A 15,571-nucleotide genomic window follows, 5' to 3' on the forward strand; every position below is an offset into this window, starting at 1 on the left:
CAGAAAGCTCCTGAATGCGAATTCTCACAACGCTCTCCGCTACGCGGCTCAGAAGTTTTTTGCCAAGATTTTCTCATCCGACAAAATGTAAAACTATGCGAAAACGCCTACACTATCAAACTGCTTTACAGAAAATTATGCGTATAAGTCTGTATCAAGCGATCCTGGCAATCATGTTCGTCTCCTTTGCGCAGGCGCACCGCGTGAATGCCCAAAAGGTTCTCGAACAAAAAGTAACTATCCAGTTAACCAATGCGGGAGTCATTCAGATTCTCGACAAACTGGAGAAGGTTACGAATGTGAAGTTTATGTACAACCCTCAGATTTTTGGTTCGCAGCGACGCTACAATCTGAAATTTGAGGAAGAAGCTTTGTCGAACATTCTGAACACGGTACTTGCCCCTCAGCAGGTCACCTACGAAGTGATCAACAAGCGTATTCTCCTGAAACGTGACAATGCGCAGTCCAGTGTCAGTACGGAGCTTCCGATCGAGGCGATCGCTCCCAAGCGAATGGTCAGGGGGACGGTTTCGGACGATAAGAATGTTCCTCTTCCGGGCGTGAGCGTAGTAATCAAGAACACCCAGCGCGGCACCACGACTGACGCCAATGGGGCGTTTGAGGTAGATGTCCCTAACGATGAGGCCGTATTGATATTCAGCTTTGTCGGCTATCTGAAGCAGGAGATCACCGTCGGCAACCAGAGCACGATATCACTTCAACTGAAGCCCGACGAAAATGCCCTCAACGAAGTAGTAGTAGTGGGCTACGGTTCTGTGGAAAAGAGCGACCTGACGGGTGCCGTGGGATCCATTCAGACGCGGGACATTGTCAGGGCCAATCCGGTGATGGCTTCCAAAGCCCTGCAGGGACAGGTAGCCGGGTTGACTGTCACCAAGCAAAACAACCGGCCCGGCGTGGGGTATAGTATCACGATCCGGGGCGAAAACACGATCAATAATTCCACCGAGCCGCTGGTGGTAATCGACGGATTGATGGGAGGAAATATTAACAACCTCAATCCCAATGACATTCAGTCCATGGATATTCTCAAAGACGCCTCCTCGACGGCTATCTACGGGTCAAGGGGGGCCAACGGCGTGATTATCATTACCACTAAAAAAGGATTGTCCGGCAAACCAAGAGTAAGCTACGACAGCTACGTGGGCGTGAAGATTCCCGCCCACATTCCCAAGCTGATGAGCAGCGAGCAGTTTTACAAAGCGACCTACACGGACCGCCTGCTCGAGGGCTTGACCGGGGCAACGTTTACATCGGCGGAGCTGGCCAATATTGAAGCGGGCAGAACGGCCGATTGGGCCGACCTGATTACCGAGCCCGGCCTGCAAACGAGCCAGAACATCAGCGTGACGGGCGGTACCGAGAAAACTACCTACCGCTTTTCGGGTGGTTTTCTGAACGAAGACGGCAACGTGAAATACACGGACTTTAAGCGATACAACCTGAACGCCGGGCTGGACAGCAAGCTTGGTGAACACTTCAAGGTAGGTTTTACGGCTTACCTCACGTACTCCAATCAGAATCTGGGCTCGCGCGAGTCGCTGCGCAATGCCTACCGGGCCCGACCCACGGGTACGGTGTATTTCGATGATCTGGCCAACCCTTCCGAAAACTCTGACTTCAACATCGATGGTTATGCGTTCTGGATGGGTATCAACGACAAGCAGGTACCTAACCCGCTGTCGGACATTAAGCCGGAGTACTCCAAGCTGCAGACCACGGCCTCGACCATCATGAGCAATACCTACGTGGAGTACATTCCCGTCAAAGGCCTCAGCATTCGCTCGTCGCTCTCGGCTATTTACAACACCGAACGGGAGGGCGATTTCCGGGGTACCTGGACCAAGTCCCAGATTGGTAGAAAGCCACGGGCCCAATACGACAACCGTACTCTGGGCAGCTACACGCTGGACAATATCCTGAACTACGAAGTGGGTGCCGGCGCTCACAGGATCAATTTCACAGGTTTGCAGAGTGCGTTCTATCAGCGCAACGAGGCCTACACCGTTGCCGTCATCGACCTGCCTTATGATTCGGACTGGTATGCGCTGAACACCGGGACGATCAACAGCGTTTCGAGTTCGCTGGTGGAGCGTTCCATCCTGTCGTTCATGGGTCGGTTGAACTACTCCTTCAAGGACAGGTACCTGCTTACCCTGACGGGCCGCTCCGACGGTGCCTCTCAGCTTTCCGAGGGCAACAAATGGGCGTTTTTTCCATCGGTGGCCTTTGCTTGGCGCATGATCGATGAGCCTTTCATCAGTGACCTCAACCTGTTTTCGAACCTGAAACTGCGCGTAAGCTACGGGCAGGTGGGCAATGCAGGCGTTAGTCCTTACAGCACACAGGCAGGACTGCTCAATACGGGCTATGATTTTGATGGTACGGCGGCTTACGGTTTTGCTCCGGCCAACCTGGCCAACAAAAATCTGCGCTGGGAGCGGAGTAAAGAGCTGAATTTTGGTCTGGACTTCGGGTTCTTCAATAACCGGATTTCCAGCTCTATTGAAGTCTATAACCGGAAAACGGAGGACTTGATTCTGAACCAGAAACTGCCCACGGCCTCCGGCTTTTCGCAGGTTACGTCCAATGTAGGTCAGATCGAAAATAAGGGAATAGAGCTTTCGCTGAATACCGTCAATGTCTCCACACCTGATTTTTCCTGGAGCACTGCCCTGACGTTTACCCGCAACCGGAACCAGATTCTGGAACTGTACGGCGACGGACAGACGGTGGATAAGGGGAACAAACTCTTCGTAGGGTATCCCGTCAAGTCCAATTTCGATTACGAGTTCGACGGCATCTGGCAAACTTCTGAAAAAGATGAGGCTACCAAGTACAAGCAGGTACCCGGCTCGGTGAAGGTAGTGGACCAGAACAATGACGGAATCATTTCGTCAACTGATGCCATCGACGATCGCGTAGTGTTAGGGTCGCAGCTACCCAACTTTTTGGTAGGTCTGACGAACCGTTTGAAGTATAAAAACTTCGACCTGTCGTTCCTGCTCTATTACCGCAACGGCACGCAATACTACAACGGCACGCTGTCGGGTACTTTTGGGGAGATAGGTGGCACCCGCTACAACAAATTGGCCGAGCTGGATTACTGGCGCAGCGACAATCCATCCAACACCTACTTCGGGGTAGTGGCCTCCAACCCCTACCGCAACGCCATCAACTACCAGGATGCCAGTTTTTTGCGACTGTCGGACGTGACGATGGGCTACACGCTGCCCAGAGGCTTGATGGACAGGTGGAAGCTATCGGCAGCCCGGGTGTACGCCCAGGTGATAAACCCGGTCATTCTGACGAAATACGTTGGATTCGATCCTGAGTTCAACTCCAATATCTACCAGGACGACGTGCCTTCCATGACCGTTTCGCTCGGAGTCAACATTAGTTTCTAAACGATCAAAACCGAATCCCATGAAAAAAATAGTATTCAAGCCCCATAGTTTCTGGATAGCCGCTCTGCTCGTTTTCGTTCAAACCAGTTGCAAAGATGACTTTCTGGTTGAAAAACCGGTTTCGACCCTCACCACTGATTCCTACTACAAAACCGAAGCGGGTTTTGAGGATCTGGTGAAATCCTGTTACCCCCTCCTGCGTACCATTCATCAGAATCGGATTCTGGCGCTGAACGGCACGGATGTGTTTACCGATCGTACCGGCTGGAATCCTGCCGCCAACGGCACCATCACCCAACCCAGCGTGTCGGATGTGTACGATGCGCGATTCAACGCCGGAATGGGTTCATTGCAAAGCCTTTGGCAACAGCTGTACGCCGAAATAGCCCGGACCAACACCGTTGTTTCCCGCGCTCCCGCGATCACCACCATGGCCGCGGCGCTCAAAGATGCCCGGGTTTCGGAGGCCAAGTTCTTGCGGGCGCTATGCCTGTTCTACGCCGTGCAGCACTGGGGCGACATTCCCATGCCGCTGGCTGAGGTCACCAGTCCCGGCAAAGATTTTCCCAGGGTACCTTCGGCTACGGTGTACAAGCAAATCATCACCGACCTGACGGAGTGTGAAGCCAAGCTGCCGGCAACTGCCACCAACTATGGCCGGGTTACCAAAGGTGCGGCTCAGTTTCTGCTGGCCCGCGTGTACCTGACCCGCGGCTGGAACTTCAACAACGCTCTGGGCGGATCAAACGCTGATTTTGATATGGCTCTGCAATACGCCGACAAGATCATCGATGCCTACCCTTTGGCCGCCAATTATAGCGATTTGTTCCCCAAGCGATCTGAAAACCCCCTGAAACAATACACGGGCGCACAGAATGACAAAAATGCGGAAATTGTGTTTTCCGTACAGTACAATTCGGACGTACTCACTAACAAAACGGATCCGGCCTTCGCGCAGGACCCGGCGGGGGGAAATGACCTGCATTCCAAATTCGGTGCCAGCGGCGAAAGCCTGCCCGGCACCAAGGGACGTACTTCCGACTACAACCGCAACCTGAGCGAGCATAATCCCACAGCAGCAGCCTACCGGATGTTCGATCCGGACATCGACCTGCGCTACGATCATAACTTTGTAGAAGTAGGCTATGCCCTGCAGGCGGTCAACAATTTCAAACCGTTACCCATCACCAATCCGAGCCTCACGATCAACATTGCGCAGGGCGATACCGTGGTGTACTGGCGCCCCTGGAACAAACCTGCTACTACCTTGGCGCAAAGGGGCGTAGATTTGGGTGGAACCAAAAAATACGCGGTGGTCAATACCAGCGAATTCGGCGGTGGATACCCCATCATCAACTCCGGTTTTCAGGTAGGTCAGCCCCTGATGTGGAAATTCTGGCAGCCTGGCATTCCTTATGGCGATGCCTTTGGTACTTTCAACGAAATCATCTTCCGTTCAGCCGAAGCGTACCTGATTGCCGCCGAGGCCATTGTGAAAGGGGCCAAAGGAGGCAAACTGGGTGGTGCCGACGTGTACTACAATCGCGTGCTGGATCGGGCCCTGGGTGCCAAGAAAGGGGCCACCCCACTGCGTGCCGCCGCCCCTGAAAACCAGGGTTCGCTGGAAACGACACCCTATCGCGCCACGGCGGGCAACGTCACCATCGATATGATTCTGGACGAGAAGGCCCGTGAATTTATGGGCGAATACGACCGCTGGTTCGATCTGAAAAGAACGGGCAAGCTGGTGGAGCGGGTCAAAAAATACAATCCGTGGAAAACCGGGCAGTCGATTTCGGATATTCACTACCTGCGCCCCATCCCGCAAAGTGAAATCGATTTGTCCTTTCCGAAAATGAGCCAAAACCCGGGGTATTGACGCAACTCAACTAAAAGGTCTGCTCCTTTTCAAAGGGCAGACCTTTTTTTATCTTGGCATTTTTTAACCTGATTTTTACCCCAATGCTTCACAAAAAAGCCTACGTCCTTGCGCTCGCCGGACTGCTGGTAGCTTCCTCTTCTTTTCGCGAAAAATCCGTCCCCGCCAAAACCGCCCCGGCCGACCTAGTGGAGCCGCTGGTCGATTCGGCCAATTCGCGCTGGTTCTTTTTCAGCTCGGCCACCCGGCCGTTTGGCATGGTGAACCTGAGTCCCGACATGGCCCTGAACGGTGCCTGGAACTCGGGCTACCGCTACAATGAAGATTCGATCAAGTGTTTCAGCCATGTGCACGCCTGGCAGATGTCGGGCATTCCGGTGCTTCCTACCACGGGTACTTTTAAGGGGCACCTCGGCCCGGATGCGTACGGCTCGCGCTACTCGCACAAGACCGAACTCGCCAAAGCCGGGTACCACAAGGTAGTTTTGGACGACTATCAGATCACCGCCGAACTGACGGCCACTACCCGGGTGGGCTTCCATAAGTACACCTATCCCCAGGCGGAGCAAAGCCACATCCTGTTTGACTTTGCAACGATTCTGGGCAACTCGGAGCAGCAAAGTGGATCCATTCACAAGGTAAGTACCACCGAACTGGAAGGCTATACGGTGATGGCCCCTACCTCCCGCCGTCCTAAACCCTTTACCATATACTTTGTAGCGGTTTTTGATAAACCTTTCGAAAAATTCAGCGGCTGGAAGGATGGCAAACTTGTTACAGTTGAAGATAAAATCGAAGGCGAAAAAACCGGAGCTTACGTCAGCTTCCCGACCAAAAAAGGCGAGGTCCGCCAGATGAAGGTGGCTATTTCCTACGTAAGTACCGAACAGGCCCGCCTCAACCTGACCACCGAGCTACCCCACTGGAATTTTGACAAAACCCGCACCGAAGCCCGCGCCGACTGGAACGACTGGCTGGGACGCATGGAGATCGAAGGGGGCACCCTCACCGAGCAACGGCGCTTCTACACCGATCTGTGGCATGCCTTGCAGGGGCGGCGTATTGTAAACGACGTCAACGGCAAGTACCTTGACATGACCGGCCCGGAGCGGCGCATCGGGCAGATACCCCTTGGCGCCGACGGCAAACCCAAATTCAACCACCACAACTCCGACTCCTTCTGGGGGGCGCAATGGTCGCTCAATACCCTCTGGCACCTGGTCTATCCCGAAGTGTCCGAGTCTTTCGTCAATTCCATGCTCATGATGTACGACGACGGCGGCCTCATTCCGCGCGGCCCTTCCGGAGGGAACTATACGTACGTGATGACGGGTGCTTCGTCCACGCCATTCATCGTCAGTGCCTGGCTGAAAGGCATTCGTGGATTTGACATCAATAAAGCCTACGAAGGATTGCGCAAGAACCACTTTCCCGGCGGCATGATGAGCAAAGCAGGTTACGAGCACAACACGTTCAAAGGCGGAGGGATCGAAGCCTACATGGAGCGGGGCTACGTACCCCATCCGTTGTACAAGCGCCGCTACGGCGGACATCAGGACGGTTCGGCCCAAACGCTCGAGTACGCCTACCAGGATTTCGCGCTTGGCCAGCTGGCCCACCAACTCGGCAAAAAAGACGACTATGCGCTCTTTACAAAAAGAGCCGAGAACTACAAGAATATCTGGAATCCTGAACTGGGCTGGATGTGGGTGCGCGATACCACCGGCAAGTGGGCGGAGCCGGTGGATATCCTGCGCTACGACAATGGCTGGGAAGAGGGCAACGCCGCGCAGTACACCTGGTTTGTGCCTCATGATGTACAGGGCCTGATCAAACTCATGGGTGGGAACGAGGCTTTCGTAACCAAGCTGAACGGCTCATTTGAAAAAGCCGAAAATCATGATTTTGTTTCCGGTAAATCGCACGACAAAGAAACCCTGGAAGAGTACCGGCGGGTATACATCAACTACGGCAATCAGCCCAGCATGCAAACGCCCTGGCTGTTCAACTACGCCGGAGCGCCCTGGCTCACTCAGCACTGGACCCGGCAGATTATCGAAAAAGTATACAGCGGCATTTCGCCCCAGGAAGGGTACAGCGGCGACGAAGATCAGGGGCTGATGGGATCGTTGGCGGTATTGCTGAAAACGGGCCTCTTCTCGACAAATGGGGGTACTTCTGAGAAACCGTTTTATGAAATAACGAGCCCGTTATTTTCCAAAATCACCATTCACCTCAACCCTGATTACTATCCCGGAGGTACTTTTACGATTGACACGAAAGGGAAGGGTACTTATATCCAGGAGGCTACTCTGAATGGAAGTCCCTTTACACGCCCCTGGGTCCTTCACGAAACCCTGGTTAAAGGAGGAACGCTGACGTTGAAAATGGGCGCTAATCCCAATAAGAACTGGGGCAGCCGACCCGAGGATGCCCCCCCTTCGATGTCGAATTTGCGCTAGATCAGGATAAGAAATTTTGGGAAAGCCAGGTAAGCGATGGGCAAAAGGGTGGAACTGGGCCTGCTTCCAGGAAACAAAGAAGTAATTTCCTTTGTCAATCCAGCAGGTACTTCTTTTTTTAAAAAGAGAAGGTAAGCTGTTTGGAAAAGTACCCTGAAAATCATCGACTGTATTTAGACTGAACGACGATGCTAAACTACCATAAAAGTACCCTGTTAGTAATGGCATTGGGCTTGCTGGTGGGAAGCGGTAGCAGGCCCGCCCGTTCGCCATTGGCCATGCCTCCCAACATTATTTTTATCCTGACCGACGATCAGGGGTGGACCTCCTTATCGTCAAGGATGCAAAATGATCTGCCTGAGTCTGCCAGCGACTGTTACGAAACGCCCAATATCGACCGGATGGCCCGGGCGGGGATGCGGTTTACACGCGGGTACGCTCCGGCTGCGATCTGTTCTCCCACGCGCCGCAGTATTCAGTTTGGGCAAACGCCCATTCGTCAGGGCGAAGAGGGATTCCCCGACCGTTACAAGCCCGGTAGTAATGCGCCGCGCGCTCTGCCGCAGGTACTGAAAGCAATCGATAACCGCTACCAGGCCGCTTATTTGGGGAAGTGGGATTTCAGGGCGGAAATGGCACCGGAACAGTTTGGGTATGACCTCAGTGATGGCGACACCCGCAACGGAAACGGAAATCTGGTGCAGGTAAAAGGCGACAAATGGGACGACCACTACCTTACCGAAGATCCCAAAAAAGTCAATTCCCTGACCGAAAGGGCCATTGGTTTCATGGAAAAGCAAGCCGCTGCACAAATTCCGTTCTACCTGCAGATTTCGCATTACGCCACTCACGTCAATATGGAAACCAGGCAGTCTACGCTTGATTACTTTACCAAAAAGAAGGAGGGAAAACGGCATGGTAACCCAGCCTGGGCTGGAATGCTTTTCGATCTCGATACGGGTATCGGCTCCATCCTGGATAAGGTGGAAAAGCTGGGGATTGCCGACCATACCTACATTTTCCTGATGGCCGACAACGGGGCCACCGAGTTTCTGCCTCCGGTGCGCAACCGGCTGGACCATCCCTCGAAATTTGACCAGCCCATGCGCAACTACCCGCTCCGTGGCGGAAAATGGGTACTTTTCGAGGGGGGCATCCGGGTTCCCTTTATCGTGATGGGGCCGGGCATCAAAGCTGGAAGTCAGAGTGATGTGCCTGTCATTGGCTGGGATCTGCTCCCCACCTTTGCCGAACTGGCAGGCGGTACAGCCCGCCCCGAAAAAGATAGGGATGGGGGTAGTTTTCTGTCCGTTCTGAAAAACGGGGGCAAAGGAGTGGTAAGCCGTACGACGAAGGACTTCTATTTCCACCGCTATAACAATGGCTATCCCCATTCGGCCATTATTTCGGGCAATGATAAGCTGGTGCGGTTCTGGAAAACGGGAAAAACGGAGTTGTACGACCTGAGTAAAGATCAGGGCGAGGTGACGGACCTGGCCGCGAAGAATCCCAAAAAAGCAAAAGAGCTGGATGCCCGTCTTTTGGCCTACATCAAAGTACATAATCCCGTCCTGCTCACCGCTTATCAGGGCGATGGCAAAAAGGAAAAGCCGGAGAATTGAGTCAGGGAGTGTTTTTTAAAAGTCCTTCTGAATAAAATCCGGGAGAGGATGGTCAAACTAACGACACCTCAAACGAAGTATAGCCGACAACAATTGAGCTGAAATGATGATTCTGAACAGGGTACTTCGTCGGCTGGCAATATTGGGTATTATCCTCTACCCGGTTTACATGACTTCTGCCCAGGCACAACCCTGGCCCCGGCATACCATTGATTCTTCCTCGACCGGAGCCGACGGGGTCAAGATGGCGGATGTTAACGCAGACGGACTGCCCGACATCGTGACGGGCTGGGAAGAAGGGGGGCGCACCAGATTGTACCTGAATCCGGGCGTTTCCAGGGTCAAAGTACCCTGGCCAGCCGTGACGGTGGGCGTCACCCCCAATGTGGAGGATGCGGTGCTTGCAGACCTGGATGGTGATGGAAAATTGGAAATAATCAGTTGTACAGAAAAAGGGACCGAAAAGATTTACGTGCACTGGTCGCAGTCCGACAATCTTTTGGGCCCTAACCAATGGAAACAGCAGGTTCTTTCCGCCTCAATCGACCGTATGATGTGGATGTATGCCCAGCCGCTGCAGATTGACGGTAAGAACGGAGTCGATCTGGTTGTGGGCGGGAAAGACACCAAAGCTGAGGTCGGCTGGTTTGAAGCCCCGACCAGCCCGCGTGACCTGAGCCAATGGAAATGGCACACCATGACTCCGGCGGGCTGGATCATGTCAATTATTTTCCGGGATATGGACAGTGACGGCGATAGCGACGTGGTGATCACGGATCGGCAGGGGGCACTACGGGGAGCCCGCTGGCTCGAAAATCCCGGGCTGGGCGAAGCTCAGAAGGCGAGCTGGAAAAGCCATATGATAGCCGGCGCCGGACTAGAAGTGATGTTCATGACGATGGCCGATATGGACGGCGACGGCGTGGAAGAAGCACTGATTACCGAAAAAACGCACCAAACCATCCGCATCATTCAGCGGCTCGATAAACAAGGGATTGGCTGGAAAGAGAGGGTAAAAATTCCGATCCCTGATGACTACGGCCGCCCCAAGTCTGTGGAAGCGGGAGATATAAACGGCGATGGAATAATAGACATAGTGTATAGTACCGAAACCGCAGGTTTACAAAAAAATGGCCTGGGCTGGATCAACGGAAAAGACCTTTACAAGCCGACGGTTCCCATTCATAGCATATCGGGTGTTCACAACGCCAAGTATGATAAAGCCGAACTTCTTGATCTGGATCAGGACGGTGACCTCGATGTGTTGATCTGTGAGGAAAACTACGGAGTGAATAGCAAAGGGTTGGGGGTGATCTGGTACGAAAACCCAGCTAAGTGAACAGCAACCGATCTTCAACGATGGCATACTCTTTTTACAGCTTTTCTCTGCCCGATTTGCTACGTCGATGAACGCGACTTTTCCGATGGACCATGGTCTGAACCATAGAGTTATCGATAAAAAATACTACCGGTTGGTTGTTTTTTTAGCCTTCTACAAACTTATCGAGTCGCAGCGGGTTGAAGCAGTAATGTAAATATTCACAAAAAACAATCAAAACTTTTATGAAAAGAGCAAGTGAGTGGATACGCAGAACCAGGCAGATAGGCATGGCCCTGCTGATGGTAGGTTTTATGGGTGCTTGTACAGATAACACCACGCCCCCTCCCCCCAGACAGACTTTGGTGGACGTTGTGGCGGCCAATAGCAATTTTTCCATTTTAAGAGACGCTATTGAGTACGCAGGATTGTCAAGCGACCTTCGCCTGAACACGGTAACCATCTTTGCCCCGACCAACGCCGCCTTTCAGGCTGCAGGCTTTGCCGATCCGGCAGCGGTTAAGACTCTGGCGACTGGTACGGTAAGATCTTTGCTGTTGTACCATATGCTGGGTTTCAATGTTCCTGCCTCGGCCTTGGTAGTTGGAAAAAACACGGCAGTACCCACCCTGCAGGGGGGCGACATATATGTTACTAAAACCGCCTCGGCCGTTTCGGTCAACAATGCGCGGGTGACAGCAACGGATATGCGAGCCGAAAATGGCCTGATACACACCATTGACCGGGTATTGATGCCTCCAACTCTGAACCTGCTGGAAATTGCTCAGGGAGACCCCAGCCTTACCTATCTGGTAGCGGCTGCCACCCGTGCCGCAACGGGCAACCCGGCCGTAGTCAGTGCGCTTACTTCTACTAGTAACGCTTTTACCGTTTTTGCGCCTACCAATGAGGCGTTCATCGCCGCTGGTTTTCCGAGTATTGCTTCCATTCAGGCAGCTCCGGCGGCTACGCTTGCGGCTGTAATACTTAATCATGTCGTTGCCGATCGGGCCTTCAGCCCTACTCTGGCTAACGGGAATGTTACTACGGCGGGAAGTGGTCAACTTGCCGTGGATGTCAGCAACGGCGTTACCGTTAAAGGCAATGGAAATACCATGGCTTCTAAAGTACTCAAGGCCGATATCCTGGCTACCAATGGAGTGGTTCACGTGATCGACCGCGTTTTGCTCCCATAATAATAGAGCAATGGATTTAGTAAAGCGCCGGGCGCAGGAATGGTAGACACCGTTCCTGCGTCCGGCGCTTTTGTTGAAAAGATGGACAGATTTGAGTCTGCGCCGAAGCTGTGCCATGATTTCTGTTTGTTTTCCACAATCCTGGAAAGCCCACGCATCACTACAATGCTCGGAACACTACGGTGAACCGGGGTATCTTTGCTTTTACCTCTACCCAACAACTCAACTCCTCATAAGAATGAACTACCACAGCGCTACCACTGATGCGGCATTTAAAGAACTAACTACCCGGAAGGATGGCCTCAGCCACGAGGAAGCCCGACAACGACTCGAAGAGCACGGGGCCAATGAACTGGAAGGGAAATCCGGAAAGTCCATCTGGCGGCTGATCCTGAATCAATTTCTGGATGTCATGATTCTGATCCTGCTGGCCGCGGCCGTGGTATCGGTGCTGGTGGGCGAGGGGAGTGACGCTATCGTGATTCTGGTCATCGTAGTACTGAATGCCGTCATTGGCTTTGTGCAGGAATACCGGGCCGAGAAGGCCATCGAGGCTCTGCGCAACATGTCGGCCCCGGAGGCGGTGGTACGCCGCGAGGGCACTGAGAAAAAAGTGGAGGCTACCGAACTGGTGCCGGGCGACATCGTGCTGCTGGAAGCGGGTAATCTGGTGCCGGCCGACCTGCGGCTGTACGAGGCTGCATCACTCAAAGTAGAGGAAGCCGCCCTCACCGGTGAATCGGAAGCCGTAACCAAAACGACCGAACCCATTGCCGACGACGACCCTCCCCTCGGCGACCGTCTCAATATGGCTTACAAGGGTACCATCGTCAAGGACGGAAGGGGTGAGGGGGTAGTCATAGCCACCGGCATGAAAACCGAGATGGGGCGCATTGCGCAGATGCTCGACGAAAGCGACAGCGAAACACCCCTTCAAAAACGCCTGGCGACCTTCGGCAAGCAGCTATCCATTGCCGTGATCGTCATTTGTGCGCTGCTGTATGGCGTGGGGCTACTGCGCGGCGAGGAACCGCTTCGCATGCTGCTGACGGCCATTTCGCTGGCCGTGGCGGCCATTCCCGAAGCCCTGCCCGCAGTGGTGACCATCGCGCTGGCGCTGGGAGCCAAACGGATGGTAAAGCAAAACGCCCTGATCCGGCAACTGCCGGCGGTAGAAACGCTGGGGTCGGTGACCTATGTGTGTTCGGACAAAACCGGGACCATTACCCAAAACCAGATGACCGTACAGGAAACCTGGCAGCCCGATGACGTGGCATTACCCGGACGGGCCGATCTGACCAAAGAACAACTGCTGCTGCTTTGCATGGCCCTGAATCATGACGTGAAGAAGGATGACGAAGGAAACTACTTGGGTGACCCGACTGAAATCGCCCTGGTGGAATACGTCCGGCAGCAGGAAGGCTACGAGCAGGACTGGGAAAAGCAGTATCCCCGGGCCGATGAAGTACCCTTTGACTCGACCCGCAAGCGCATGACCACCATTCATGAGTTTGGAGACAGCTACCTGGTACTTACCAAAGGTGCTTCAGAAGCCATGGACGATGTTTCCGTTCAGGAAGCGGGGCCCATTCTAAGGCGGGCCGAAGAACTGGCAAATCAGGGTATGCGGGTGATTTCGTACAGCTACAAGGTGATGGATAGCCTTCCGGAGGATAATAATCCCGATACGGCCGAATCTGACCTTGATTTTGTGGGCATGGTAGCCATGATCGACCCGCCCCGCGAGGCCGTGCCTGATGCTATTGCCGAATGTTTCGACGCCGGTATCACGCCCGTGATGATCACGGGTGACCATCCGGCCACGGCCAAAGCCATCGCTACGCAGGTGGGTATCCTGCGGCAGGAAAGCGATAAGGTGATTACGGGCAAAGAGCTGGGAAAGCTGTCTCCCGAGGAGTTTGAGCAGGAAGTTGAATCCATTAAAGTGTATGCACGGGTATCGCCTGAACAGAAGCTCAATATCGTGACGGCTTTGCAGAAAAGAGGTCAGTTTGTCGCCATGACGGGCGACGGGGTCAACGATGCCCCGGCGCTGAAGAAGGCCAACATCGGGATAGCGATGGGCATCACGGGCACGGACGTGACCAAAGAAGCCTCCCACATGATTTTGCTGGACGACAACTTTGCCACCATTCTGAAAGCCGTGCGCGAAGGGCGGCGGATATTCGACAATATCAGGAAGTTTATTAAATACACGCTCACCAGCAACACCGGCGAAATCTGGACCCTCTTTCTGGCACCTCTGCTGGGCCTGCCCCTTCCCCTGCTGCCGATCCACATCCTGTGGATTAACCTAGTTACGGACGGTCTGCCCGGCCTCGCCCTGGCCGCAGAGCCCGTGGAAAAAAACACCATGCAGCGCCCGCCCTACGATCCGGCAGAGGGAATATTCAACCGCAGCCTGGTGATTCATATTGCCTGGGTGGGGCTCCTGATGGGGGGCATCTGCCTGGGTACCCAGGTAGTCAGTATGCGGCTGGACGACCCGAAATGGCAGACTATGGTGTTTACCGTGCTTGCGTTGAGCCAGTTGGGGCATTCCCTGGCCATCCGTAGCGATAAGGTCTCTTTATTCAAGCAGGGACTTCTCAGTAACAAACAATTGACTCTGGCCGTGGCCTTTACCGTCCTTTTGCAGCTGGCGGTCATTTATGTTCCCTTCTTACAGAACATGTTCCATACCCAGGCGCTGAGCTGGGGAGAACTGGGTGCCTGCCTGGGTGTGTCAAGTATTATTTTTGTAGCGGTTGAGGTAGAAAAATGGATCAAACGCCGACGTGGCCGCGCGGTGGCTTGAATAGGAAGGTGACCGATATTCCTGATTGTAAATCACGGTCGGTGAGGGAAGAAATACGTAGTTTTCAAAAGCCTCCAGATTTCCTGAAGGCTTTTGAAAATGACGTATTTCAAAACGTGTCAGGATACCGCCGTGGCAAAGACATCCAGTGGAAGCCGAACCTTTTTCATGCCCCCGAAAACATCCCGTGATTTGTCACGATAGCCAAGAGATAGTAGTACCACGCTGCGTAACCCCTGCTCTTTTAACTCCAAAAGCTCATCTACTCTTTCTTGATTAAATCCCTCCATGGGGGTAGCATCTACTTTCAGATTGGCGGCGGCAATCAAGCCGGTACCCAATCCAATGTAGGCTTGTTTGCTTGCCCAAATGAAGTTTTCTTCGTCTGTTCTGGCGAGCAGATTCGTTTCGAGAGCACTCTGAAATTCGGATAGGCTTTCCACAGGAATATCCCTCGTTTTGGCAATCAACTCCATGTAGTCCTGAATATGCAGCCGCGTTAGTGAATCAAAGGCGGCGAATACTAACAGATGGGATGCTTCCAGGATTTGAGTGTTGAATGATTCTTTTGCGATTTCTTCCCGGATCGCCCTATCGTTGACCACAAACACCCTGAATGGTTGCAAACCTGCGGAAGTAGCAGACAGGTTAATTGCCTCCAGAATCTCGTTCACTTGTTCATCTTTCAGTTTTTGGTCGTTGTATTTCTTGGCAGCGTATCGCCATTGGAGCGTTTCTAATAAATCCATTGTCTTTTTTCTTTGGTGATGTTGCAAAAGTAAGCCGACAAAGTTTACTTTTGTCACTTGATGACAAAATGTTATTAGGACAACCAGGTAACCAGATAA

At 53.3% G+C, this 15,571-nt stretch carries 8 protein-coding genes; 7 read left to right on the forward strand and 1 reads right to left on the reverse strand.

Translation table 11 applies throughout. The features are described from left to right. Positions 1-95 precede the first annotated feature (95 nt). The 7 genes from IE117_RS11225 to IE117_RS11255 all read left to right on the forward strand — a co-directional run bounded on the left by IE117_RS11225 (position 96) and on the right by IE117_RS11255 (position 14,723). Positions 96-3,428, forward strand: coding sequence for a SusC/RagA family TonB-linked outer membrane protein (locus tag IE117_RS11225; RefSeq protein ID WP_229580745.1), 3,333 nt, complete (start codon positions 96-98; stop codon positions 3,426-3,428). Positions 3,429-3,447: 19 nt separating this feature from the next. Then, positions 3,448-5,307, forward strand: a complete 1,860-nt coding sequence (locus IE117_RS11230; RefSeq protein ID WP_189564516.1) for a RagB/SusD family nutrient uptake outer membrane protein — start codon at positions 3,448-3,450, stop codon at positions 5,305-5,307. Positions 5,308-5,390: 83 nt separating this feature from the next. Then, entirely contained in the window at positions 5,391-7,769 is a 2,379-nt protein-coding gene (locus tag IE117_RS11235) for a GH92 family glycosyl hydrolase (RefSeq protein ID WP_189564517.1), read from the forward strand. Positions 7,770-7,957: 188 nt separating this feature from the next. Further along, positions 7,958-9,391 (forward strand): sulfatase, encoded by a 1,434-nt coding sequence (locus IE117_RS11240; RefSeq protein WP_189564518.1) that lies wholly within the window; start codon positions 7,958-7,960, stop codon positions 9,389-9,391. 103 nt (positions 9,392-9,494) lie between these two features. Beyond that, positions 9,495-10,730 (forward strand): FG-GAP repeat domain-containing protein, encoded by a 1,236-nt coding sequence (locus tag IE117_RS11245; protein ID WP_189564519.1) that lies wholly within the window; start codon positions 9,495-9,497, stop codon positions 10,728-10,730. Between the two features lie 224 nt (positions 10,731-10,954). Beyond that, on the forward strand, positions 10,955-11,905 hold the full coding sequence (locus tag IE117_RS11250; RefSeq protein WP_189564520.1) for a fasciclin domain-containing protein: 951 nt from the start codon (positions 10,955-10,957) through the stop codon (positions 11,903-11,905). Between the two features lie 238 nt (positions 11,906-12,143). After that, entirely contained in the window at positions 12,144-14,723 is a 2,580-nt protein-coding gene (locus tag IE117_RS11255; RefSeq protein ID WP_189564521.1) for a cation-translocating P-type ATPase, read from the forward strand. A 119-nt stretch (positions 14,724-14,842) separates the two neighbouring features. On the opposite strand, the gene IE117_RS11260 is transcribed toward IE117_RS11255, so the two are convergent. Further along, the gene (locus IE117_RS11260) at positions 14,843-15,529 is read right to left on the reverse strand and encodes an NAD(P)H-dependent oxidoreductase (RefSeq protein WP_229580747.1); all 687 of its coding nucleotides are present in this window, start codon (positions 15,527-15,529) and stop codon (positions 14,843-14,845) included. Positions 15,530-15,571 lie beyond the last annotated feature (42 nt).

It is taken from the genome of Persicitalea jodogahamensis (assembly GCF_014651615.1).
Taxonomy (GTDB): domain Bacteria; phylum Bacteroidota; class Bacteroidia; order Cytophagales; family Spirosomataceae; genus Persicitalea; species Persicitalea jodogahamensis.

Excerpts from the sequence above, each read along its gene's own strand:
- IE117_RS11240 (WP_189564518.1), top strand. The coding sequence starts at position 7,958 with ATGCTAAACTACCATAAAAGTACCCTGTTAGTAATGGCATTGGGCTTG.
- IE117_RS11225 (WP_229580745.1), top strand. The coding sequence starts at position 96 with ATGCGAAAACGCCTACACTATCAAACTGCTTTACAGAAAATTATGCGT.
- IE117_RS11250 (WP_189564520.1), top strand. The coding sequence starts at position 10,955 with ATGAAAAGAGCAAGTGAGTGGATACGCAGAACCAGGCAGATAGGCATG.
- IE117_RS11255 (WP_189564521.1), top strand. The coding sequence starts at position 12,144 with ATGAACTACCACAGCGCTACCACTGATGCGGCATTTAAAGAACTAACT.
- IE117_RS11235 (WP_189564517.1), top strand. The coding sequence starts at position 5,391 with ATGCTTCACAAAAAAGCCTACGTCCTTGCGCTCGCCGGACTGCTGGTA.
- IE117_RS11230 (WP_189564516.1), top strand. The coding sequence starts at position 3,448 with ATGAAAAAAATAGTATTCAAGCCCCATAGTTTCTGGATAGCCGCTCTG.
- IE117_RS11245 (WP_189564519.1), top strand. The coding sequence starts at position 9,495 with ATGATGATTCTGAACAGGGTACTTCGTCGGCTGGCAATATTGGGTATT.